This window comes from Salinibacterium sp. ZJ70 (genome assembly GCF_011751865.2).
GTDB lineage: Bacteria > Actinomycetota > Actinomycetes > Actinomycetales > Microbacteriaceae > Homoserinibacter.
Map to the genome: position 1 here is coordinate 1,115,433 of NZ_CP061770.1, position 22,123 is coordinate 1,137,555.

The 22,123-nt window shown below is 69.2% G+C and carries 16 protein-coding genes; 10 read left to right on the forward strand and 6 right to left on the reverse strand.

Annotated features, from left to right (window positions below; genetic code table 11):
* Positions 1 to 23: 23 nt before the first annotated feature.
* Positions 24 to 2,237: an alpha-galactosidase gene (locus HCR12_RS05215; protein ID WP_166869288.1), complete on the forward strand. Its 2,214-nt coding sequence runs from the start codon at positions 24 to 26 to the stop codon at positions 2,235 to 2,237.
* A gap of 200 nt (positions 2,238 to 2,437) precedes the next feature.
* Here the strand turns inward: HCR12_RS05215 and HCR12_RS05220 are convergent, their stop codons facing one another.
* Positions 2,438 to 3,490, reverse strand: a complete 1,053-nt coding sequence (locus HCR12_RS05220; RefSeq protein WP_166869286.1) for an App1 family protein — start codon at positions 3,488 to 3,490, stop codon at positions 2,438 to 2,440.
* Between the two features lie 93 nt (positions 3,491 to 3,583).
* Here HCR12_RS05220 and HCR12_RS05225 point away from each other — a divergent pair, with 93 nt between their 5' ends.
* Complete coding sequence (locus tag HCR12_RS05225; protein ID WP_166869284.1) at positions 3,584 to 4,219, forward strand: TetR/AcrR family transcriptional regulator; 636 nt, start codon at positions 3,584 to 3,586, stop codon at positions 4,217 to 4,219.
* 58 nt (positions 4,220 to 4,277) lie between these two features.
* Here HCR12_RS05225 and HCR12_RS05230 read toward each other — a convergent pair whose 3' ends face one another.
* Both HCR12_RS05230 and HCR12_RS05235 read right to left on the reverse strand, forming a co-directional pair.
* On the reverse strand, positions 4,278 to 4,955 hold the full coding sequence (locus tag HCR12_RS05230; protein WP_166869281.1) for a DedA family protein: 678 nt from the start codon (positions 4,953 to 4,955) through the stop codon (positions 4,278 to 4,280).
* Complete coding sequence (locus HCR12_RS05235; protein WP_166869279.1) at positions 4,952 to 5,797, reverse strand: aminotransferase class IV; 846 nt, start codon at positions 5,795 to 5,797, stop codon at positions 4,952 to 4,954. The genes HCR12_RS05230 and HCR12_RS05235 overlap by 4 nt, the downstream gene beginning before the upstream one ends.
* 11 nt (positions 5,798 to 5,808) lie before the next feature.
* On the opposite strand from HCR12_RS05235, the gene HCR12_RS05240 reads away from it, so the two are divergent.
* The 3 genes from HCR12_RS05240 to HCR12_RS05250 all read left to right on the forward strand — a co-directional run bounded on the left by HCR12_RS05240 (position 5,809) and on the right by HCR12_RS05250 (position 10,358).
* Entirely contained in the window at positions 5,809 to 7,140 is a 1,332-nt protein-coding gene (locus tag HCR12_RS05240; RefSeq protein ID WP_166869278.1) for an anthranilate synthase component I family protein, read from the forward strand.
* A 36-nt stretch (positions 7,141 to 7,176) separates the two neighbouring features.
* Positions 7,177 to 9,699, forward strand: a complete 2,523-nt coding sequence (gene leuS, locus HCR12_RS05245) for a leucine--tRNA ligase (protein ID WP_191412360.1) — start codon at positions 7,177 to 7,179, stop codon at positions 9,697 to 9,699.
* A gap of 140 nt (positions 9,700 to 9,839) precedes the next feature.
* Positions 9,840 to 10,358 (forward strand): lipocalin family protein, encoded by a 519-nt coding sequence (locus HCR12_RS05250; protein WP_166869277.1) that lies wholly within the window; start codon positions 9,840 to 9,842, stop codon positions 10,356 to 10,358.
* 63 nt (positions 10,359 to 10,421) lie between these two features.
* Here the strand turns inward: HCR12_RS05250 and HCR12_RS13770 are convergent, their stop codons facing one another.
* From HCR12_RS13770 to HCR12_RS13645, 3 genes are all read right to left on the reverse strand, one after another.
* Positions 10,422 to 12,932 (reverse strand): Ig-like domain-containing protein, encoded by a 2,511-nt coding sequence (locus HCR12_RS13770; RefSeq protein ID WP_166869276.1) that lies wholly within the window; start codon positions 12,930 to 12,932, stop codon positions 10,422 to 10,424.
* A complete protein-coding gene (locus HCR12_RS13755; protein ID WP_166869275.1) occupies positions 12,929 to 15,508 on the reverse strand; it encodes an Ig-like domain-containing protein in 2,580 nt (859 codons plus the stop codon). The genes HCR12_RS13770 and HCR12_RS13755 overlap by 4 nt, the downstream gene beginning before the upstream one ends.
* Positions 15,509 to 15,652: 144 nt before the next feature.
* On the reverse strand, positions 15,653 to 15,874 hold the full coding sequence (locus tag HCR12_RS13645; protein ID WP_370589335.1) for a sugar-binding domain-containing protein: 222 nt from the start codon (positions 15,872 to 15,874) through the stop codon (positions 15,653 to 15,655).
* Positions 15,875 to 15,901: 27 nt separating this feature from the next.
* Between HCR12_RS13645 and HCR12_RS13650 the strand changes: the two genes are divergently transcribed.
* From HCR12_RS13650 to HCR12_RS05285, 5 genes are all read left to right on the forward strand, one after another.
* Positions 15,902 to 16,177, forward strand: a complete 276-nt coding sequence (locus HCR12_RS13650; RefSeq protein WP_224763745.1) for a hypothetical protein — start codon at positions 15,902 to 15,904, stop codon at positions 16,175 to 16,177.
* A gap of 28 nt (positions 16,178 to 16,205) precedes the next feature.
* Positions 16,206 to 17,066: an alpha/beta fold hydrolase gene (locus HCR12_RS05270; RefSeq protein WP_166869273.1), complete on the forward strand. Its 861-nt coding sequence runs from the start codon at positions 16,206 to 16,208 to the stop codon at positions 17,064 to 17,066.
* A 153-nt stretch (positions 17,067 to 17,219) separates the two neighbouring features.
* Positions 17,220 to 17,774 carry a ComEA family DNA-binding protein gene (locus HCR12_RS05275; RefSeq protein ID WP_224763685.1) on the forward strand — a complete coding sequence of 185 codons (555 nt, stop codon included), beginning with the start codon at positions 17,220 to 17,222 and terminating at the stop codon, positions 17,772 to 17,774.
* Between the two features lie 68 nt (positions 17,775 to 17,842).
* Positions 17,843 to 20,098 carry a ComEC/Rec2 family competence protein gene (locus HCR12_RS05280; protein ID WP_166869270.1) on the forward strand — a complete coding sequence of 752 codons (2,256 nt, stop codon included), beginning with the start codon at positions 17,843 to 17,845 and terminating at the stop codon, positions 20,096 to 20,098.
* 42 nt (positions 20,099 to 20,140) lie between these two features.
* Positions 20,141 to 21,904 (forward strand): LuxR C-terminal-related transcriptional regulator, encoded by a 1,764-nt coding sequence (locus tag HCR12_RS05285; protein ID WP_191412361.1) that lies wholly within the window; start codon positions 20,141 to 20,143, stop codon positions 21,902 to 21,904.
* Positions 21,905 to 22,123: the final 219 nt, after the last annotated feature.

Consider the following 22,123-nt stretch of genomic DNA (forward strand, 5'->3'; position numbering starts at 1 on the left):
ACGATCCGAGAGGACCTTCCCCGATGACCGCACAGCACGTCGCATCACGAATCGTCGACCTCGTCGGCGGCGGGGTGCGGTTCGCGCTCCTCTCTGATGCGCGCGGAGTGCGCGTGCTGCACTGGGGCTCGGCGGAGGTCGACGATCTCGAAGCGCTTGCGGCGTCGTCGCTGCCCGCCGTGACGTTCAGCTCGTTCGATGCCCCGCGCATTCTGAGCGTGCTGCCCGTCGAATCCGACGGATGGTCGGGCGCGCCCGCGCTCGCGTGGCACCGGGCCGGCACGAGCAGCGCACCCCAGCCCGACGTCGTGGGCATCGACGAGTTCGAGGTTCCCGGCGGCGGGGGTGTCGTCGTGCGATTCGCCGACGGCATCGCGCGTGTCGCGATCGACCTCCGCATCCAGCTGGATCGCTTCGGCGTGCTCACCGCATCGCTCGCCGTGACGAGCACCGCGAGCGCCCGCGCCCTGCCCCTCGACCTCGTCGCCGCGCGCATCGTGCTGCCGCTTCCCGAGCGCGCCGCCGAGATCGTCGACCACACGGGTCGCTGGACGGGTGAACGTGCCCCGCAGCGGCAGGACGTCGTCGACGGCTCGCACTCGCGCGCCGTGCGCCGTGGACGCCCCGGGCACGATGCTCCGTTCCTCACCATGGTCGGCACGCCGGGGTTCGGATTCCGCTCCGGGGAGCTCTGGGCCGCACACCTCGCGTGGAGCGGCAACCACGAGGTGCATGTGGAGCGTCTCCCCGAGGGCGCTGGTGTGCACCGGTCGGTGCTCGTCGTCGGCGAGCTGCTCGCTCCCGGCGAAGTGCGTCTGCGGGCGAACGACCGCTACGAGTCGCCCGAGCTCGTCGCGACGTGGAGCGAGGACGGCATCGACGGCGCGAGCGCCCGGCTTCACGCATACGCACGCAACCTCGCGGCGCACCCCAGCACCCCGCGTCCGCTCGTGCTCAACACATGGGAAGCCGTGTACTTCGACCACGATTCGGCCAAGCTCACCGAACTCGCCGAGGTCGCCGCACGCGTGGGCGTGGAGCGCTTCGTGCTCGACGACGGCTGGTTCCCGGCGCGCCACAGCGACCGTGCGGGCCTCGGCGACTGGATCGTCGACGAGGAGTCGTGGCCCGACGGGCTGCGCCCGCTGTCGGATCGCGTGCACGAACTCGGCATGGAGTTCGGCCTGTGGTTCGAACCCGAGATGGTCAACCTCGATTCGGATCTCGCGCGCATCCACCCGGACTGGATCCTCGGATCCCGCGAGGAGTGGCGCCACCAGCTCGTGCTCGACCTCGGCAACCCCGCCGTGTACGCGCACCTGCTCGAGAAGATGAGCACCGTCATCGCGGAGGCGAAGGTCGACTTCATCAAGTGGGATCACAACCGGGAGCTCCACGCTCCCGTCTCGTCCTACCTCGGCCGTGCGAGCGTCGGCAGCCAGACGCGCGCCGTGTACGCGCTCATGGACGAGCTGCGTGAGCGGCATCCGGGGCTCGAGATCGAGGCATGCGCCTCGGGCGGCGCGCGCGCCGACCTCGGCGCCCTGTCGCACGCGCAGCGCGTGTGGGCCTCCGACAGCAACGACCCCATCGAGCGCCAGCTCATCCAGCGCTGGACAGGCACCCTCCTGCCTCCCGAGGTCACGGGCTCGCACGTCGGGCCGCCGCGCGCCCACACGACCCACCGCGAGGCGAGCCTGTCGTTCCGGATGCTCACGGCGCTCTTCGGGCACGCGGGCATCGAATGGGATGTCACCGAATGCACCGAGGAGGAGCTCGAGGCCCTCACCCGGTGGACGGCGCTCTACCGCGAGCTGCGCCCCCTGCTGCACACCGGCATCACGGTGCGCGCCGACTCGACCGACACGGGGGAGCTCCTGCACGGTGTCGTGTCGGAGGACGCCTCGCATGCGGTGTTCGCCTGGATCCGCACCGCGACCTCGACGCGCGCCTTCACGCCGCGCACCGCGATCCCCGGCCTCGACCCGACACGCCGATACGAGGTGCGCGTGCGGGACGATCTGGGCGAGGCATCGCGCCACCAGATCACCGACCCGGCGTGGTTCCTCGCCGCACGCGCGGGGGAGCCGTTCGTCGTCAGCGGGTCGCTTCTGACGCGGGAAGGTCTTCCTCTGCCGCTTCTGGACCCGGGTGCAGGTCTGCTGCTGGAGCTTCGGGCCGCGGATCCGACACCTCGTCCGCGTCGTCGAGCGCGAGCGTCGGCAGCTGGGCTGTGAACGACTCGGGATCGCCGATCGGCTGAGCGGGGGAGCCCGGCTCGACAGGAGCGGGCTCGATCGCCTCGACCCGGGTCGGGGGAGGCGGGATCGCGCTCCCGCCGACGGCGCCCGCCGAGATGGTGACGAGCGCGAGTGCGGCGAGCACCCCGCCACGCGGTGGGCCCATGCTAGGGCTCCCCCATTCGGGGGTCAATCGCTCAGGCGCGAGGGGCCTCCAGCACCCCGATCGCGGTGAGCTTCTCCGCGAGCTCGGCGCCATCCGAACCCCACACCCAGGGAACGGCGCCCTCGTCTTCGTCGTGCCCTGACCGTCCACCCGCGAACACCGCTTCGCTCTTCGTGAGCTGACGGATCGCCACCGCCGCGACGCTCTCGGGATGATCCTTCACGAGCTCCGCATAGCGCTGTTCGTCGTGCTGGCCATCGTCGCCCACGAGGAGCCACTTCACGTGCGGGAACTCGGCGACCAGGCGACGCAGATTGGACTTCTTGTGCTCGGCGCCCGACCGGAACCAGCCGTCGATCGTGGGGCCCCAGTCGGTGAGCAGCAGGGGACCCCGCGGGTACAGGTGGCGAGTGAGGAAGCGGTTGAGCGTGAGCAGGGTGTTCCAGGCCCCCGTCGACACGTAGACGATGGGCGAGCCGGGGTGCGACGACACGAGGCGGTCGTAGAGCACCGACATCCCGGGCACCGGACGCCGCGCATGCTCGTTGAGCACGAACGTGTTCCAGGCGGCCACGAACGGCCGGGGGAGGGCCGTCACGAGCACGGTGTCGTCGATATCCGACACGATTCCGAACGTCACGGCTGCATCCACGATGAACACGGGCATCTCCACCGCGTCCGCGCCCTCGATCGAGAGCAGGAGACTCTGCCACCCGGGTACGAGATCGACCTCAAGCCGCACATCCACGAGCCCACCTCGGTCCGCCGTGACCGCATGCATGGCGCCCCCGGCCTCCACCTGGATCGTCGCGTGCGCGACGTGGACGCTCGTGAAGCTGCGCCAGCCGCGGATGCCGCGCGAGCGTTCGGGAGCGCGGCGATCGGGCTTCTGGAGGATGACGCGGGCGAGCACGCGCGTCCAGCCGTCGCCGCCGTATCCCACGAACGGGATGATCGTGGGCACGAGCCCGCGGCGCCTCGCGCGTCGCTCACGGAAACGGTGGAAGCGATCCTCGAGCCGAGCCGCGTAGTGTGCGCGCCGCGTCGGAGGGGTCTGTCCCTCGGGGGACACGGCGGAATGCATCCTCCCAGTCTTGCATGCCGGATACGCGGTTTCCTCAGCGTGTGTCAAGTGTTCGCGGGGTACGATTTCCTCACACATTCCCGAGGAGAATCAGTGCCCGACACTCTCACAGCGCCGCCACCCGCACAGCTGATCCGCAACGAGCCCATGCAGGCTCGCAGCACCGCCCGTCTTGCCGCTCTGCTCGACGCCGCCGCAGCGGTCGTCGCCGACATCGGCTACGAGCGACTCACCACCGCGATGGTGGCGGAAGGCGCGGGAGCGTCGATCGGCACGGTGTACCGCTACTTCCCCGACCGCATCGCCGTGCTCCAGAGCCTCGCCGCCCGTAACGAGGACCGCATCACGGCGAAGGCCCTCGAGGTCATCGATGACCCGGCGCACACCGACTGGAAGTCGGCACTCGCGGCGTCGCTGGATGTGTTCATCGAGTTCCACCGTGTCGAGCCCGGCTTCACGTCGCTGCGTCTCGGCGACGTCGTCGACCTGCGCCCCGCCGAGGGCGAGCCCCGCAACTCGGTCATGGCCGACAACCTCTACTCGGCTCTCGTCGCGCGCTTCGACCTCGCCGACACCGCCGAGATGCGTGCCGGCTTCGAGGCGGCTTTCATCGCCGCCGACGCTCTGGTGACGCGTGCGTTCGCCCGCGACCCGCAGGGTGACGAGGCGCGCCTGGCGACCGCGAAGGCCGCCGCCGCTGCGATCATGTCGGCGGTGCTGCCCGAGTAATCGAGCCACAGCGACTGATTGAGAGGACCCCGTACGGCACACGCCGCACGGGGTCCCCTCATTTCGCGTCTTCGATCGTCGTCGCGTCGCCGTCGCCGGGGCGCTCCCAGTGGCGTGCCTGCGAGCGCTCGATCAGCTTCTTGCCGACCACGACCGCGATCAGGAACGCGACGATGATGCCGACGAACACGTAGCCGGCCCAGTGCAGCTGCTCGGAGAGCTGCCGGTAGGAGCCGGCGGCAGCGGATCCGACCGACACGTAGGCGACCGCCCACAGCACACATGCGGGCACCGTCCACGCCATGAAGCGCCGGTAGCGCATGTTGCTCATCCCCACGGTGAGCGGCACGAGCGAGTGCAGCACGGGCAGGAAGCGCGAGATGAACACGGCGATGCCGCCGCGGCGGTCGACGTAGTTCTCGGCGCGCACCCAGTTGTGCTCGCCGATGCGACGTCCGAGGCGCGAGTGGCGGATGCGCGGTCCGAAGAAGCGCCCGAGCGCGAATCCCACGCTCTCGCCTCCGAGGGCGCCGATGATGACGGCGATCGTGAGAGCGATGAACTCGGCGGGGTTCGCGACGGCGGTCGCGGCGACGATCACGATCGAGTCGCCCGGCACGACGAGGCCGACGAGCACCGACGTCTCGAGGAAGATGCCGATGCCGGCGATGATCGTGCGCAGCACAGGGTCGACCGATTGGACGGCATCGAGGATGGCGGTGAGGATGTCGTTCACGTCGAGCGCTCCGGTGCAGACGGGGTTCTGATGTCGGTGTGGGGCATCGGGCGACGCAGGGCGTTCAGCCGCAGCTCCCACGTCGCGAGCCGACCCGGCTCTTCGGCGAGCTGTGCGGGGCCGCCCCGCCACGCGGTGACGATGCGGACCCCGTGGAGGGCGTTGACGGCCCAGACTTCGAGCCCGTCGAGCTCGTCGGGGGTCGCTCGCTCGGCGGAGGTCGCGATGCCGAGCGCGGTCGCGAGCGCGAGGATGCTGCGCAAGGTCACGCTGTCGACCCGTTCGAGACCCTCCTCCGGGAAGCACAGCGAGCTTCCGCGCCACCAGCAGAGTGCCGTCGTCGACCCGTCGACGATGTGACCCTCCGGGCTCAGGATGACGGCGTCGTCGGCGCCCTGCGCCTGCACCTCGGTGCGCAGACGCAGCATTGCGGAGAGATCGGGGCCCTTGGTCGCGGGCTGGGTGCGGGGGTCCCGGCCGTCATGCGTCGCGAGCACGAGCGAGCGGCTGCGTGCCGGAGCCTCCCGGATGCGCAGCAGCAGCTGCGGGGCGCCGCGCTGTTCGCGCAGTTCCACGCGTGGGAACCAATCGCCTTCCCGCGGCAGGGCGGCGATCGACGCATCCCAGAACCCGCGGGCGTCGAGCGCGGATGCGGCGTCCGCGGGGATGCCGCGCAGGAATCGCTCCCGATGCAGATCGAGCCCGCGCACCGAACCATCCGCGACGAGCCACGAATCCGCGACGAGGGTGCGTGCAGGGTGCACGTCGCAGTCGTCGCGCGGAACGAGCTCGGAGTCGGTCCACAGCGACGACGCCGCGGGGGAAGGGTGCAGCGCGCTCATAAGATCAGGCTATGCGTCCTGGGCTCGTGCGACATCAGCTCTCCGGCGTATTCGAGGCTGCGAGACTCTTCGACGCCATGCATCCCGAGGGGGATGCGTTCTGGCTCGATTCGGGACAGGCAGGCCGTGCCTTTCTCGGCACCGGCGAGCGGATCGCTCTGCCGCAGGGGGAGGTGCTGCCGCGACTGCGTGCCGAACTCGCCGCCATGAGCGTGCCGTCGGCGCTCGGGCGCGTGCCGCTCGGAGTGGTCGGATGGTTCGGCTACGAGCTGCGCGAGGAGACGACGGGCGAGATGGTGCGCGAGCGCGGTCCGCTTCCGGATGCCGCGTTCCTGCGTGTGGATCGACTCATCGAGGTGCACCCCGACGGCACGGCCGCGCTGCTCGCCCTCGGCGACGCGTGGACGGGGGAGCTGGCCGCGTGGCGCGACCAGACGGCGTCCCTCGCCGTGGCCGCGATGGAGCGCCCCCGCCCGGCGCATCGCGCGGGCCGCATCACGGCCGAGCCGGTGTGGCGTGACGACCCCGAGCGCTACCTCGAGAGTGTCCGGGCGTGCCAGGCCGCGATCCACGAGGGCGAGGCGTATCAGCTGTGCCTCACGAGCGAGGTGCGCGTCGCAGGCTCGTTCGACGCACGCGCGGTGTTCGACGCCGTGCGCGCGACCGGGGCGACGCACCACGGCGGACTCATCCGCATCGGCGAGTCATCCCTCGTCTCCGCCTCACCCGAGCGCTTCCTCGAGGTCGACGCCGACGGCCTCGTGCAGACGAGCCCCATCAAGGGCACCCGCCCGCGGCATCCCGACCCCGACGAGGATGCGCGCCTCGCGGATGAGCTTCTCGCGAGCGAGAAGGAGCGCGCCGAGAACCTCATGATCGTCGACCTCATGCGCAACGACCTGTCGCGCGTCTGCGAGACGGGCTCCGTGGCCGTCACGCGCCTCCACGTCGTCGAGCCGTACCCGCGGGTGCATCAGCTCGTCTCGACCATCCAGGGGCGGCTGCGACCCGCTGCGACCGCGATCGACGCCGTCGCAGCGTGCTTCCCCGCCGGATCGATGACGGGCGCCCCCAAGCTCCGCGCGGTCCGGATCCTCGATGAGCTCGAGCAGCGGCCGCGCGGTCCGTACGCAGGTGCGTTCGGCTACCTCGCCGCCGACGGCTCCGCGGACCTCGCGATGACGATCCGCACGATCGTGATCGATCCGGACGGCGCGACGGTGGGCGCGGGTGGCGGCATCACGGCGCTGTCGGTGCCCGAGGAGGAGCTCGCCGAGGCACGCCTCAAAGCGGCCGCTCTGCTCGATGACCTCGCGGCCTCCGTCCAGCCGCAGCGCGAGTAACCTGGAGAGGTTGCCATCCGAAAGGGAGAGCCACCCGTGACCCAGCACGAGCAGGGCGAGACGCCCGGCGCCGACGAGTACGACTTCCGCCGCATCCAGGAGCACTGGCTCCCCGTGTGGGACGAGATGAAGCCGTTCTCGACCGATGACCCCACCGACGAGCGCCCACGCAAATACGTGCTCGACATGTTCCCGTACCCGTCGGGCGACCTGCACATGGGGCACGCGGAGGCATACGCCCTCGGCGACGTCATCGCGCGCTACTGGCGCATCCGCGGCCACAACGTGCTGCACCCCATCGGATGGGACTCCTTCGGCCTCCCCGCCGAGGGCGCCGCGATCAAGCGCGGCATCGACCCGCGCGAGTGGACCTACGAGAACATCGCCCAGCAGCGCGCGTCGATGCGCCGCTACGCGACGAGCTTCGACTGGGATCGCGTGATCCACACGTCCGACCCCGAGTACTACAAGTGGAACCAGTGGCTGTTCCTCAAGCTCTACGAGAAGGGCCTCGCGTACCGCAAGGCCAGCTGGGTCAACTGGTGCCCCTTCGACCAGACGGTGCTCGCGAACGAGCAGGTCGTCGACGGCCGGTGCGAGCGCTGCGACAACGTCGTCACCAAGAAGAAGCTCACCCAGTGGTACTTCAAGATCACCGACTACGCGGACCGTCTGCTCGATGACCTCGACCAGCTCGAAGGCACCTGGCCGTCGAAGGTCATCGCGATGCAGCGCAACTGGATCGGCCGTTCGGTGGGTGCGGACGTCGACTTCGAGATCGAGGGCCTCGACGAGAAGGTGACGGTGTTCACCACGCGTCCCGACACCCTGTTCGGCGCCACCTTCATGGTCGTCGCACCGGATTCGGAGCTCGCCGCGAAGCTCGTCGCCGACGCCTCCGACGAGGTGAAGACGGCGTTCGCCGCCTACCTCGCCGAGGTGCAGAAGTCGAACGAGATCGAGCGCCAGGACGCCACCCGCGAGAAGACGGGTGTGCCGCTCGGCCGCTTCGCGATCAACCCCATCAATGGGGAGCGCATTCCGGTGTGGAGCGCCGACTACGTGCTCGCCGACTACGGTCACGGCGCGATCATGGCGGTGCCGGCCCACGATCAGCGCGACCTCGACTTCGCGCGCACCTTCGACCTCCCGGTGCGCCTCGTGGTCGACACGCGCGCGGCCGACGCTGAGGAGACCCTCGAGGAGATCGACCCCGCGGTCACGGGCGTCGCGCTCGTGGGCGACGGCGTGATGGTCGGCTCGGGGCCGCTCGACGGTCTGCGCAAGGCTGAGGCCGTTCCCGCCGCGATCGCCCACCTCGAGAAGCTCGGAACCGGTCGCGCGGCGAAGAACTTCCGTCTGCGTGACTGGCTCATCTCGCGCCAGCGCTACTGGGGAACCCCCATCCCGATCCTTCACACGGAGGACGGCCGTGAGATCCCTGTCGAGGAGTCGGCTCTGCCCGTGGCGCTGCCGCCGTCGGAGGGTCTCGACCTGCAGCCGAAGGGCACCTCGCCGCTCGGCGGTGCCGAGGACTGGGTGAACGTGACGCTGCCCGACGGCACCGTCGCGCGCCGTGACCCCGACACGATGGACACCTTCGTCGACTCGTCGTGGTACTTCCTGCGCTTCCTGTCGCCGAACGACGACACACAGGCGTTCGACGTCGAGGAGGCCAAGAAGTGGGCCCCCGTCGACCAGTACGTGGGAGGCGTCACGCACGCGATCCTGCACCTGCTGTACGCGCGCTTCATCACGAAGGTGCTGCACGACCTCGGCTACATCGACTTCGAGGAGCCGTTCACGGCGCTGCTCAACCAGGGCATGGTGCTCATGGAGGGCTCGGCGATGTCGAAGAGCCGCGGCAACATCGTGCGCCTCTCCGACCAGCTCGACGAGTACGGCGTCGACGCTGTGCGCCTCACGATGGCGTTCGCGGGCCCGCCCGAGGACGACATCGACTGGGCGGATGTCTCGCCGGCCGGTTCGGCGAAGTTCCTCGCGCGCGCCTGGCGTGCCGCGAACGACGTGACCTCGGAGCCCGGGGCCGACGCCGCCGCAGGTGACGCCAAGCTCCGCCGTGTCACCCATCGCCTGCTCGCCGACGCTCCGGGGCTCATCGAGGGCTTCAAGTTCAACGTCGTGGTGGCGCGTCTCATGGATCTGGTGAACAGCATCCGCAAGACGATCGACTCGGGTGCGGGAGCAGCTGACCCGGCCGTGCGCGAGGCCGTCGAGGTCACCGCCGTGCTGCTGTCGCTGTTCGCGCCCTACACGGCCGAGGACATGTGGGCGAAGCTCGGCCACGCTCCCTCGGTCGCGCACCAGGTGCTCCCGGAGGCCGACCCGGCGCTGCTCGTCGAGGACTCCGTCGTGGCCGTGGTGCAGGTCGATGGCAAGGTGCGCGACAAGTTCGAGGTCTCGCCGTCGATCGCGCCTGAGGAGCTCGAGGCACTCGCGCGCGCATCCGCGAACGTGCAGCGCTTCCTCGCCGACCGCGAGATCGTCAACGTGGTCGTGCGCGCCCCGAAGATCGTGAGCATCGCCACGAAGGGCTGACACGCTCGGAACTGTGAGAGGGCCCCTGCCGGATGTGGTGGGGGCCCTCTCTCGTGCTGCCTGGTCTCGTCTGCCTCCCAACCTGAACGCACGCTCAGGGCGCGCTGGCAGGCTCGTCGCCACCGACGAAGGGAGACCGTATGACGAACGCGACCGAGGTCCGAGCCATCGACCACCTGGATGTCGACCGTTATCTCGGGCAGTGGTTCGAGATCGGACGGCTGCCGCTCAAGTGGGAGCCGAAGGGTGCGCGCGACATCACCGCGCAGTACTCGGCGAACGATGACGGCACCATCCGAATCGACAACCGCTGCATCGACGACAAGGGCGAACCCACGCAGAGCGTCGGGCGTGCGAAGCAGACGGGGGAGAAGACGAGCGAGCTGACCGTCACGTTCCTGCCCGAGTTCCTGCGCTGGATCCCGTTCACCGAGGGCGACTACTGGGTGCTGCGCATCGACGACGACTACGCGTACTCACTCGTGGGCACGCCCGACCGCAAGAACCTGTGGCTGCTCTCCCGCACTCCGCAGGCGGAGGCTACGGTCATCGACAGCTACCTCGAGACCGCCCGCTCTATGGGGTTCGATCTCGCCGACTGGATCGTGCCCGAGCAGTCGGGGAGCATCGTGAGCGACGCGCAGCTCGAGAACGCCTGACGCGCCAGCCGCACGCAGAAAGGGCCCCGCCGGAGTGATCCGCGGGGCCCTGTCCTGTGCGCGCTAGATGCGCGCGCCGCGGCGGCGCATGGCGGTGAGCACGCAGCCGAGGAGCAGAGCGAGAGCTGCGGCGACCGCGATGACTCCCGTGGGGACGGCGACGCCGGTGGTGGGCAGAGTGCCAGGCGTCTCGGGTTCTGCGGGCGCTGTGGACGCCACGGTGAACGGCACCGAAGCCTCGGACATCATGAGTCCGTGCGTGTCGGGCGCGAACATGAGGCGCAGCGTGCCCGTGCCGCTCGGGAGGTTGTCGAGATGCAGCTCGGCGGTGCCCGTCTGCGGGTCGAACTCGGCGACGCCGAGCACCTCATCGTCGTGGAACGCCACGAGACTTCCCTCCGGCGCCGGGCCACCTGCCCGGTGAAGCTCACCGCCCACGCCCATCACCTCGACGTGCGCCGAGATCACCGCGGTGTCGCCTTCGGCGATGTCGATGCTCGAGGGGCTCACGAACAGGTGCGTGCCGTATGCGGTGAGGCTGAGCGACTGGGGCGCGGATTCTGAGGCGCCATATCCGGCTCCCGGAACGAACCTCGCGGTGAGCGTGACGTCGCCCGCAGGGAGCTCAGCGGTGTCGAAGTCGTACGCGACCGTGCCATCGTTCGGTGTCGGATCGGCGTCTTCTCCGATGGAGGCGACAGCGAACACCTCGTCGTCGACGAGCAGCTCCAGATGACCGGCAGGCTCGAGCACGCTGCCGCCCTGCGCAGATACCGTCGCGCGGATCGCGATGAGGTCGCCGACGCGTCCCGTGGCGGGCGACACGGCGAGCGTCGTCGCCGTGGCAGCTGTGGTCACCGTGATCGGCAGCGGATCGGAGGAGCCGTGGCCGAAGTTGCTGTCGCCCGCGTAGTGGGCGTGCAGCTCGGTGGTTCCGGGGTGCACGAACACATCGTCGAGGGTCACGGCGCCGTCTGCACCGAGGGAGCCGACCGCGACGAGACCGTCTTGGTCGGCGATGAGCACGGTTCCGGTCGGGGCGCTCACCTGGGTGCCATCGAGGGCGCTCACAGCCACGGTGACCGTGGTCGGCTGGCCGAAGACGAGCGTTGACGGCGAGGCCGTGAGCGTCACCCGCGCGTCGTCGTTCACGACCTGCACGGGAAGCTCCAGCAGCGGGGTGGCCGCGACGGTCGCGTCCTCGTCGCTGGTGATGTGAACGACGTGCGCCCCGAGCGTCGAAGGTGCGCTGAATCTGATGCTGAAGCGCCCATCTGCGCCCGTGGTGTCGAAGTAGGGCGTGGCGCCGAGACCGGCCCGCACGCTCACTCCGCCGAGCGGGGTGAGGTCGGTCGCCACAACCGTGCCGGTCAGCGTCAGGACGGACCCTGCGGTGACACGGGTGGGGATCTCGTCGAGGTCGAGGATCGCCGTCTGGAGCTCGCCCGGCTGAGCCTGGAGCAGGGGTGCGAGCGCGGTGATCGATGTGGTGGCGCGCGTGACCGTTCCTGACGATGTGCGGTGCTCGACGTCGACCGTGTGGGTGCCCGCTGCGAGCGTCAGCTCGATGATGGAACTGACCCCCGACCAGCGGTTCACCTCGGTGCCGTTCACGCTGACGCGGAAGGTGCCGGAGATGTCGGATCCGTGGGTCGGCTCGGTCGCCGACACACGCACATAGGTCGCGGCGCCTGCGAACGACTCGGGGGAGAGCTGCGAAATGGTCAGCTGAACGGCCGCCGGGTAGTGGATCGTGACGAACCCGTCGGCGCCGATTCTCAGTTCGAGGAGCCCACCGGCGGGGACGAGACTCGAACCACCGCCGCCGCCTCCACCGGCGCCTGCGCCGTCGAACTTCTTGCCGGAGCTTCCGCCGGACCCGGAGGCGAGACCACCGCCGCCGCCTCCACCGCCGCCTCCACCCGAGAAGGAGGCTGCGCCGCTGCCGTCGCCGCCGGCCTTGCCTGCACGATCGGCGGCGCTTCCGCCGTTGCCGGGGTGCGTCCCCCGGACAGCCTGCCCGGGCTCACCGGGAGCGCCGGCGTTGCCGCCGGAGCCGCCGACGACCACGCAATCCGCGACGACGGTGCACTTCTTCGAACTGCCGCCCGCGCCGCCGCCACCGGCGGCGATCGCGACTGCGTTGCCGTTCTTCAGCAGCGCCGCGGCGCCGCCGCCTCCGGCTCCCTTCTGTGCGGGGTCGGAGCGGTCACCGCCCTTGCCGCCGTTGATGTAGCCGCGACCCGCGCTCGTCACGCCGCCCGCGGTGGCGCCGTAGCCGGTCAGGCGGTCACCTGCCCGCACCGCGAGATCGAAGGTGATCCGGTGCGCATGGCCGCCGGGCACTCCGGCAGAGCTGCCGCCGCTGGCGCCGCTCATCTCGATCTGCACCTCCGTGACGCCCTGCGGCACAACCCAGGTGGATCCGCTCGTGGCGGTGATCGTCTCGCTCAGCATCACGAGCGGCTGCGCCTGTGCGGCGGTGCCGGGGGCGACGGTGAGCGCCGCCGCGATCGCCACGGCAGCTGTCGCTGCCAGTGTGCGTGTGCGCGGACGGCGGATTGTGTGTGTCATCGTGAGGTCACCTCGGCGGTGAGCGCGGCGCGGCGACGACGGGTGGCGATGAGCGCCGCGCCGAGCAGGGCGATGAGCGCTGCCGCGATCGCGATGAGCGATTCGCTGCCGGATGCGCCGGTCGTCGCTAGTGCGGCCGCAGGTGTGGCCGCAGGTGTCGGCGCAGGTGTCGCCGCCGCCAGCACCGTGTAGGCGAGCTCGGTCTGGGCGGAGTCGAGCGCGACCGTATCGGGCATGAACGCGATCCGCAGCGATCCGCTCCCGACCGGCAGACCGGCGAGTTCGAGCTCGGCGGAGCCGGTGGCGGGGTCGACGTGCGCGGCGCCGACGACGTCGTCGCCGAGGAACGCGACGAGGCTTCCCGCGACCTCGGGAGCACCCGAAGTCTGGCGCGTGAGGCCGCCGTTCTCGTGACCGAGCACCTCAACATGACCCGCGATGATCGCGGTGTCGCCGTCGGTGATCTCGATGCTCGAAGGGCTCACGAACAGGCGCACCTGGTGCGCGTCGAGCGTGAGCGGAACGGTATCCGACTGCGAAGCCTGGTAGCCCGCCCCCGGCACGAAGCGCGCCTGCAGGGTGAGGTCGCCCGCGGGAAGCTCGGTGGTGTCGAAGTCGTACACGACGCGGCCGTCGCGCGCGGTCGTGTCGGCATCGGATCCGATCGAGGCGGTGTCGAACACCTCGCCGTCGACGAGCAGCTCGACGTGTCCGGCCGGTTCGAGCACGCTGCCCGCCTCGGCCTGCACGGTCACGCGGATCGCGGTGAGGTCGCCCGCGTGTCCGGTGTGGCTCGAGGCGGTGAGCGTCGTGGTCGTGGCCGCATCGGTCACGGTGAGCGCGACCGGATCCGAGACGGCGTCCGCGTGCACCTCGTCGCCCGCATAGAGGGCGCGCAGCTCGGTGGTTCCAGGGTGCACGAACACGTCGGTGAATGTGGCTTCGCCATCTGCGTCGAGCGCAGCCATGGCGATGAGGTCCTCCTGGTCGGCGAGCACGACGAGACCGCTCGGGGTTCCCGTTCCGGTGGCCGTCACGGAGACGGTCGCGTCGAGCGGCTGCCCGTAGACGAGAGTCGTGGCGGACGGGGTCAGCGTGACGGTCGAGATCTCGTCGATCGCCGTGACCGGAAGCGTGAGCAGGGGAGCAGCGGCGAAGAGCGCGTTCGCCTCTGTCGTGAGGTGCAGTTCATGGGACCCGACCGTTCCGGGCGCAGGCAGGGAGATCGTGAACTGACCCGCGCCGTCGGTCGTGGTGTGCCCTGCGGTGTCGCCCCACCCGGCGCGCACGCTGACCCCGGCAGGCGTTCCGCCGAGCGCGCCGATGAGGCGCCCGGAGATGGTCAGAGCCGTGTCGTGCGGCACGTTCCTGGGCACGGTGTCGAGGTCGATGGCCACCTGCTCGGGCTCGCCCAGGCCCCCCTGCAGCAGCGGTTCGGGCACGATGATCTCAAGGGTCTGTCGCGTTGTGGAGCCCATGATCTCCCAGTGGGTCACCTCGATGGTGTGAGTTCCGGGTGTGAGGTTCAGCTCGACGACCTGCGAGTAGCCATACCAGCTCTTGATGCGGGTGGTTCCGTCGAGGATGCGGAACTCTCCGTAGACGTTCGTGGTCGTGCCGGCTTCGACCGCCGAGACACGCAGATAGACGGGGGCGCCGGCCTGGATGGTGGGGGAGAGAACCTGCGCGGTGAGCTCGACGGGAGCCTCCCAGCTCACGATGGCGTAGCCTTCGAAGTTCTCGTTCTTCTCGATGGTGGGAGTGATGCCGGGCGCCGTCCAGCTGGATCCGCCGCCTCCGCCGCCTCCGGCGCCGTGGCCGTTGAACTTCTTGCCCGAGCTGCCGCCGTTTCCGGAGGCGTAGCCGCCTCCGCCGCCACCTCCGCCGGCACCTTCGGAGAAGCTCGCGGCCGAGCTGGCGTTGCCGCCGCCCTTGCCGAAGTCGCGGGCTGCCCCTGCTCCGCCGGCGCCGGGGTGGGTGCCCTTGTGCGCTTGTCCGGAGCTGCCGCTGAGGCCTGCGTCTCCGCCGTTTCCTCCGATCATGTTGTCGCCGCCGACGGTGTCGCCCCTCACCCACGAGCCGCCGCCGCCGCCACCGCCGCCGCCCGCGACGGCGATGAGCTGACCGTTGCGCATGACCGCGCCCGCGCCACCACCGCCGGCGCCGACCTTGCCCGAGCCGGACTTGTCGCCGCCCTTTCCTCCGCTGACCCACCCCTTGCCGCCGTCACGTCCGTCGCCGTCGGTCGCACCGTAGAAGGTGAAGCGGTCGCCGGGGGTGACGGGAAGCTCGAACGTGACGATGTCGCCGGAGCCTCCGCCGCCTCCCCACATGTTGGCGCCTCCGCGCGCACCGGCGACGGAGATGCGGATGCTGGTGAGACCTGCGGGGGCGACCCAGGTGGTGCCTGTGGGGGAGGTGAAGCTCTCGGTGTGGCGGTGCGCCGGAGCCGCCTCCGCGCGCGGTGCGCTCGTCGGTGCGATGAGGCTCGCACCGACGAAGGCGGCGGCAGTGAGGACGGCGATGCTTCGCAGGCGCGATGGTGCGGTGCGGCGGGGTGGAGTGTGACGCGTCATGTACTCAGTCTACAAAAAGTTAGACACCGTCCAATTACCCGCTTCCGCGCGCGCACATTGCCTCGCTGACCGGGGGGAATCGCGGGACGGGATTCGAACGTGAGCGAAGGTGCAGCAAAGTTGCGCGAACGTGCACGCGAGCGCTCAGGCAGACATGCTGCGCACGAGCCAGGACGCGCTCGGCTCATCGATCACGAGGTCCGTGACGAGCCCCGCCGCGAGCGCCCCGCGCAGAGCCAGCAGACGGCTCTTCCCCGACACGACGCAGATGCGGCGAGGCACACGGCGCAGCACCGAGAACGAGGGGCCCGTGGATCGGGCGTTGAGCGGGATGTCGTTCGTGGTGCCGTCCGCGCGGAAGAACACCGTGGCGAGGGCGGCTCTGGAGGTGCGATGGCGTTCGCGGCCACCGACCGACTCGTGATGCAGGACGACTCCGTCTTTGAGGTAATCGCCCCAGAAGGTGCGGCGTCGATCCTCTACAAAGACGCCAGTCGTGCCGAAGAGATCGCCGAGTTCATGCACCTGGGCGCAGCCTCACTGCACGAACGCGGTTACTCCGACCACACCCTCCCCGGTCCCACAACGCACGGTGTTGACGCTGCTCTCAGCTCCTTGCGTGATGAGGTCGCGGCGTTCCTGATCGACGCGCGCACCGCATCCGCGTGACCCGAAACCACTGCACGAAAGACTTGGCATGACCGACTTCACCGTATTCCCGACCCTCGACCCGGTGGGTTCCACCTGGACCGACGCCGACCGCCGCATCAACTACATCGACACTGTCGCGGGCGACCGCGGAACCGTGTTGCTTATCGCGGGTCTCGGCATGCAGCGCATCGAATGGCAGCCGGAATTCGCCGCCGAACTGGTGCGTCGCGGATACCGGGTGATCTCGGCAGATAACCGCGACTGCGGGCTCAGCAACGTCGCGGGGGATGAGTACGAGATCCGCGATATGGCGCTCGACCTTGTTGATCTGCTGCGGCACCTGGGTGTTGAAAATGCTCACGTGCTGGGCATCTCGATGGGCGGAATGATCGCGCAGCATGTGGCGATGGCAGCGCCCGAGATCACGGCGAGCCTCACCTCGCTCATGTCGACCACGGGTCGCCGTGGCGTGGGCCGCCCGCACGAAGTGTCGAAGTGGATCTTCCGCACCGATGCTCCCAGCGAGAACCTTGACGAGTTCCTCGACTACGCGATCCGGCACCACGAGTCGATCGCTGGCCCGCACTACGTCGAGCTCGAGTTCGCACGCGAGACGGCGTTGCGTGCGTTCGAGCGGGGCCTGCGTCCCGCAGGCACCGCACGCCAGTTGGCGGCGATTCAGGCGGATGGCGACCGCCACGAGCGTCTCGGTGCGATCACTGTGCCCACGCTTGTCGTGCACGGTGACGCCGACCCGATGATCGACGTGTCGGGCGGCGAAGACACCGCTGCCGCGATCCCCGGTTCGCGTCTCGAACTGCTGCCGAACGTGGGGCACACGATCCCCGTCGCGGTTGTTCCGCAGCTTGTCGATGTGCTCACCGAGCACTTCGCCGCCGCGAGCTGAACCTCCAGTCCTCCCCAGGCCACCGGGTGGTGGGCGCCACCGCAGATACGCGCATCACTCGGTGACCACTGCCGCGCTGGTTCGTAGCCTGCGTGGGTGAGCGACCACCCCGACCCCGGCATCCTCCGCGCCCGGATACGCCGCAGAGTCGGGGTGGCGCTCGTCATCGTGCTCGCCGGGGCGGCGATCGCTGTGCTCACGACGGCGTTGGCGCCTCGCGGGCAGACGCACGACCTTCCGGCGGCTTCGATGAGTGCACAGTCGGCACACGACGTAGCGGTAGCCGAAGCCGGGATCATCGTGCATGTCGCGGGCGAAGTGGGGCGACCCGGAGTCTACGAATTGCGGGCGGGCGACCGCGTGATCGATGCCGTCGCCTCTGCGGGAGGGCTTACCCCCGACGCTGATCCGGCAGCTGTCAACCTTGCAAGGCCTCTCACCGACGGCGAGCAACTGGTCGTGCCAGCTGAGGGAGACGAGGCAAGCGCGAGCGTCACGCCGGGGCTCGCGCACGACGGACGGGTCGACCTCAACACCGCGGACTCCGCAACGCTGCAGACCCTCCCGCGCATTGGTCCGGCGATGGCCGATCGCATCATCCAGCACCGAACGGCACACGGGCCGTTCGTGTCGGCCGACGACCTGCTTTCTGTTTCAGGAATCGGCTCGAAGACTCTCGAAGCGCTGCGCCCGCTGGTTGCCCCGTGACGGATCCGCGCCCGGAAACGAAGCACGAAGCACCTCGCGCACGGTTTCGGGCCGGCGACCTTCGCCTGGTGCCCGCTGCTCTCGGAGCGTGGGCATCGGCGGGGGTGGTGATCGGATTTCCGGCAGAGGCTCCGCTGGGCTGGGTTGTGGGTGTGCTGTGGGCGGGCGCGTTCGTGAGTGCGATCGTGTGTGGGCGCTGGCGACTGTGGCTCCCCGTGGTGCTTGCGCTCACGGGTGCGGCGATCGTTGCACACTCGGTGGCCATGCGCGCGCCCGACCGTCTGCCTCAGGCCCTGGCAGAAGCCGCAAGTAGGGGTGCTGTGGTGGAGCTGGTGGCGGTGATCACGGGACAGGCAACGGATGGGCGCGTCACTGCCGACGTGGGCCTTGCGCAAACGACGCATCCGGGCTGGGCGTCCAGCGTGGTGTTTCTCGCTGAGCAGGAACAGGGCGATTCGGTGCAATCCGAACCGCAGATCGGCGAATCATGGGCCGTCACCGCGCGCGTTGTGGCGACAGAGCCCGCAGACGACGCGACCCTGTTGGCGTTCGCCGAAAGGGCGGGGGAGCGCCTGGCACACGCGCCGCCCATCCTCGATGCCGCCTCGCACCTGCGCGCCGGTCTTCGAGAACTCGCAGCCGGTTTGCCGGGCCGCGGGGCTCAATTGCTTCCGGGCCTCGCGGTGGGTGATACGAGCCGGGTGGAGGACGGCCTCGATGCCGATATGAAGGCATCGAGCCTGAGCCATCTCACCGCTGTCTCGGGGGCGAACTGCGCGATCGTCGTCGGCGCTGTCTTCGCGCTTGCGGCCGCGATGGGGGCTCCGCGCGGAGCCCGCGTGGTCATATCGTTGCTCGCGCTTCTGGGCTTTGTGGTTCTGGTCACCCCAGAGCCCAGCGTGTTGCGGGCTTCGGTGATGGCGGCGGTGGTGCTCGTAGGGCTGGTCTCTGGTCGGCCGATGCAGGGAGTGCCTGTGCTGTGCCTTGCGATCGTGGGGCTGCTCGTCGTCGATCCGTGGCTCGCGCGGTCCTACGGTTTCGCGCTTTCCGTACTCGCCACCGCAGGGTTGCTGCTGCTGGCGGCACCGCTGGCGAACGTGCTTGCGCGGTGGATGCCACGCGCACTTGCCCTTGTGCTCGCGGTACCTCTCGCCGCACAGCTGGCTTGTCAGCCAGTGCTCATCCTGCTCAGCCCTTCCATCGCGACGTGGGGTGTGCTGGCCAACGTGCTCGCTGCCCCTGCTGCTCCGATGTGCACGGTGATCGGACTCATCGCGTGCCTCGTTACTCCCCTTGCGCCAGCGCTGGGTGGGGCGTTGGCGGCAATCGCGTGGGTACCAGCTGCGTGGATCGCCGCGGTCGCAGAGTTCACGGCGGGCCTCCCCGGGGCCCAACTGCCCTGGGCTGAGGGTGCAGCCGGTCTCCTGTCACTCGCGGCGCTCACTGCACTGACGCTCACCGCATTTCTGGCGCCGCCGGCGTCGCGGTGGCGGTGGGCGGCAGCTCGCATATCCTTAGCGGCGATCGTGGCCGTAGCGGCAACGCCAGCGGTGTCGCGTATCGCCGATGTGCTGTCGAGACCGACGGATTGGCAGTTCGCCCTGTGTGACGTGGGCCAAGGAGACGCGCTCATCGTGCGATCAGCTCAGCGGGTTGCGGTGGTCGACACCGGGCCCGACCCGGTACTCGTCGAGGAGTGTCTCGCGCGTCTTGCGATTTCGCACATCGACCTCCTCGTGCTCACTCACTACGACTCCGACCATGTGGGCGGCGTGGAGGCTGTGCTGGGTCGCGTGTCAACCGTTCTTGTCGGCCCCATGCGCGACCCCGAAGACGTTGCGGTGGTCGACAGTTTGCGGGCATCCGGAGCGGAGGTGCGCACGGCGACTGACGGACTCGACGGCACCCTCGGGTCCCACAGCTGGACGGTCCTGTGGCCGCCGTCGCGCGGCGCAGAAAGCGGCAACGCAGCGAGCGTCGCGCTCATGGTGAAGCCCGGGCCCGGATGCGTCGACTGCCTGAGCGCTCTTCTGCTGGGTGACCTTGGCGAAGAGGAGCAGATACGGCTCGGTGCTCGTCACACGGTGGGTCCCGTCGACATCCTCAAAGTCGCTCACCACGGTTCGGCCGATTCGAGTGCTGCCATCACTGCTCGGGCAGCCGCGCGTGTCGCTCTGATCGGAGTAGGGGAGGGCAACACGTACGGTCACCCGTCACCTTCCGCACTCACCGCGCTCGCCGATTCAGGAACAGCCGTGTTTCGCAGCGACCTGCACGGGCTCGTACTGGTGGGGCCGTCTGGTGTGTGGACAGAACGCGGCTAGGCTCGCAGTGGTTGATGACATGACGGAGAAGTGGGATTAGCTGTGCTGGATGTTCCGTTCCCGCGCGCATCTGCTGCGTCCCTCGCACACGATGATGTGAACATCGAGGAAAAGGCTCCGAGCGTGTGGGAGCTCGATTCTCAGGCAATGCCGCATCCGACACCCGACGTCGCAGCGGAGGCGCCGGACCCCTGGAGTGGCCGGTTCGTGCCCTCCGAAGATCCCCACCATATGGCTGCGTGCGCTGAGCTCGCCGCGCTCGTCGAGCGCGGCGATACGGCCGAGGTTGCGGCGACGATTCGCGCCGGTTGGTACCGACTGATCCCGGGCGACTACGAGCGGGTTCGCGAGATTCTGCATCGCATCCCGTCATCGGATCGCTCCACAGAACCCCTGATTCTTTTGCTGCTGGCAGCCGTGTCTCTGCCAAGCCGTCTGCGTCGCCCGAATGCTGTTTTCTACTTCGGTGAGGCGCTTCGAGCGGCCCGCGCCCACGCGCGCGAGGGCCGTCTGCACGAGATGGACGAGCTGCTCCTTCTGGTGACCGAAGCCGCCATCTATCGCATCATGCGCATCGGCAATCGTGCCGAAACGGCAGCGTTGCGTGCCGCGCGGTTCCTCCGCTCCGCGGGGCGAGTGCAGCTTGCCGCAATGCCGGGTGCGTCCGCGCTGTATGCCCAGGTAGCGCGTTCGCTCGTTTTCAACGGCGATACCGATGGTGCGGTGCTCATCCTCGAGGACGGCCTGGCGATCTCCGAGCTCACCGCCCCCGAACTGAGTGACAACTGCGACTCGTTGTTGGCCGGAATTCTTGCGATGCGGGGAGACCTCGCTGAGGCGCGTCGGCACGTGAGCGCCATGCGTTCCCGTCGCGCGGATGCGATGAGCCGGGAAGGCTATGCGGGTGCGTATTACGTGCTTGCTGAGTCGATCCTCGCGCTCGAGCGCCTCGACGCGGAGGCCGCCGAACAGCAGATGGCACGGTTGAAGATTGACCGGCGGACGATTGAGAACTGGGTCGAGATCGCGCGCGTTGACGCCGCCATCGCGTTGTTGCGTGAGGGGCCGGGGGCAGCCGTTGCAGAGCTGGCGCGGGCGGCGCACTTGCACCCGGGTTCGTCGCAGCTTCCTCATTTCCGCGCGGCGTTGGCTCCCGCACGCGCGGTTCTTGAGCTTGCGCAGGGCAATGTTGCTCGCGCCGAGATGATGCTGCGCAAGGAACGCGCGCGTCAGGACACACCCGAAGTCACCATTGCGCTGGCTCGTGTTGCGCTGACGCGCAATGCTCCGGGGGTGGCGTTGCAGGAGATCCGGAATATCGACCCGACGGAGGTGTCGCCCCGCGCGGAGGTCGAGATGGCGTCGATCGCTCTCGCGGCTCTGTTGCGTGTTCAGGGAATTGCGTCAGACGGTGACCGCCACTTCGCCGTGCAGCAGCGTGCGGCGTCATCTCTGGGGCGTAGTGCGCGCCAGTCGGGGGTGCGTTTCGAGTTCGGGCTGTTGGCGCAGCGCGACCTTGACGCGGTGCGGGAGGCTCTCGCCATGCATGGCTTCGACGACGTAAGTGATTCGCTCCCACGGGTTTCGCTGATTGAAGAGACCGCGAGCCTCGATGCGCTGACGGAACGCGAGCTGGTGGTCTTCCGGTTGCTGGTCTCGGGCAAGTCCATTCCGGAGATCGCGGCAGAGCAGTTTCTCTCTGCGCACACGATCAAAGTGCAGACGCGGAGCATCTACAAGAAGCTCAATGTCTCGTCGCGGGATGAGTTGTCGGCGTTCGCCTTTGGCCACAACCTCGCGCTATAGCCCCACTTTGCTCTCTCGCGTAGTTGACGCATCACCAACGTACTAATCGGGGTAGTAATCCGGACTCACATCGCGTGATAACGGCGATCTGCTCACTTCCGCAGACGTAGCCTGAGAGGGCTTACCCCAGCAGCGGTCGTGCTACCCGGCATCCGCAGCGCCCAGACCCGAAATCTGAGCGCACACAACACCCGAATATGAATCCGTTACCCGACGGAT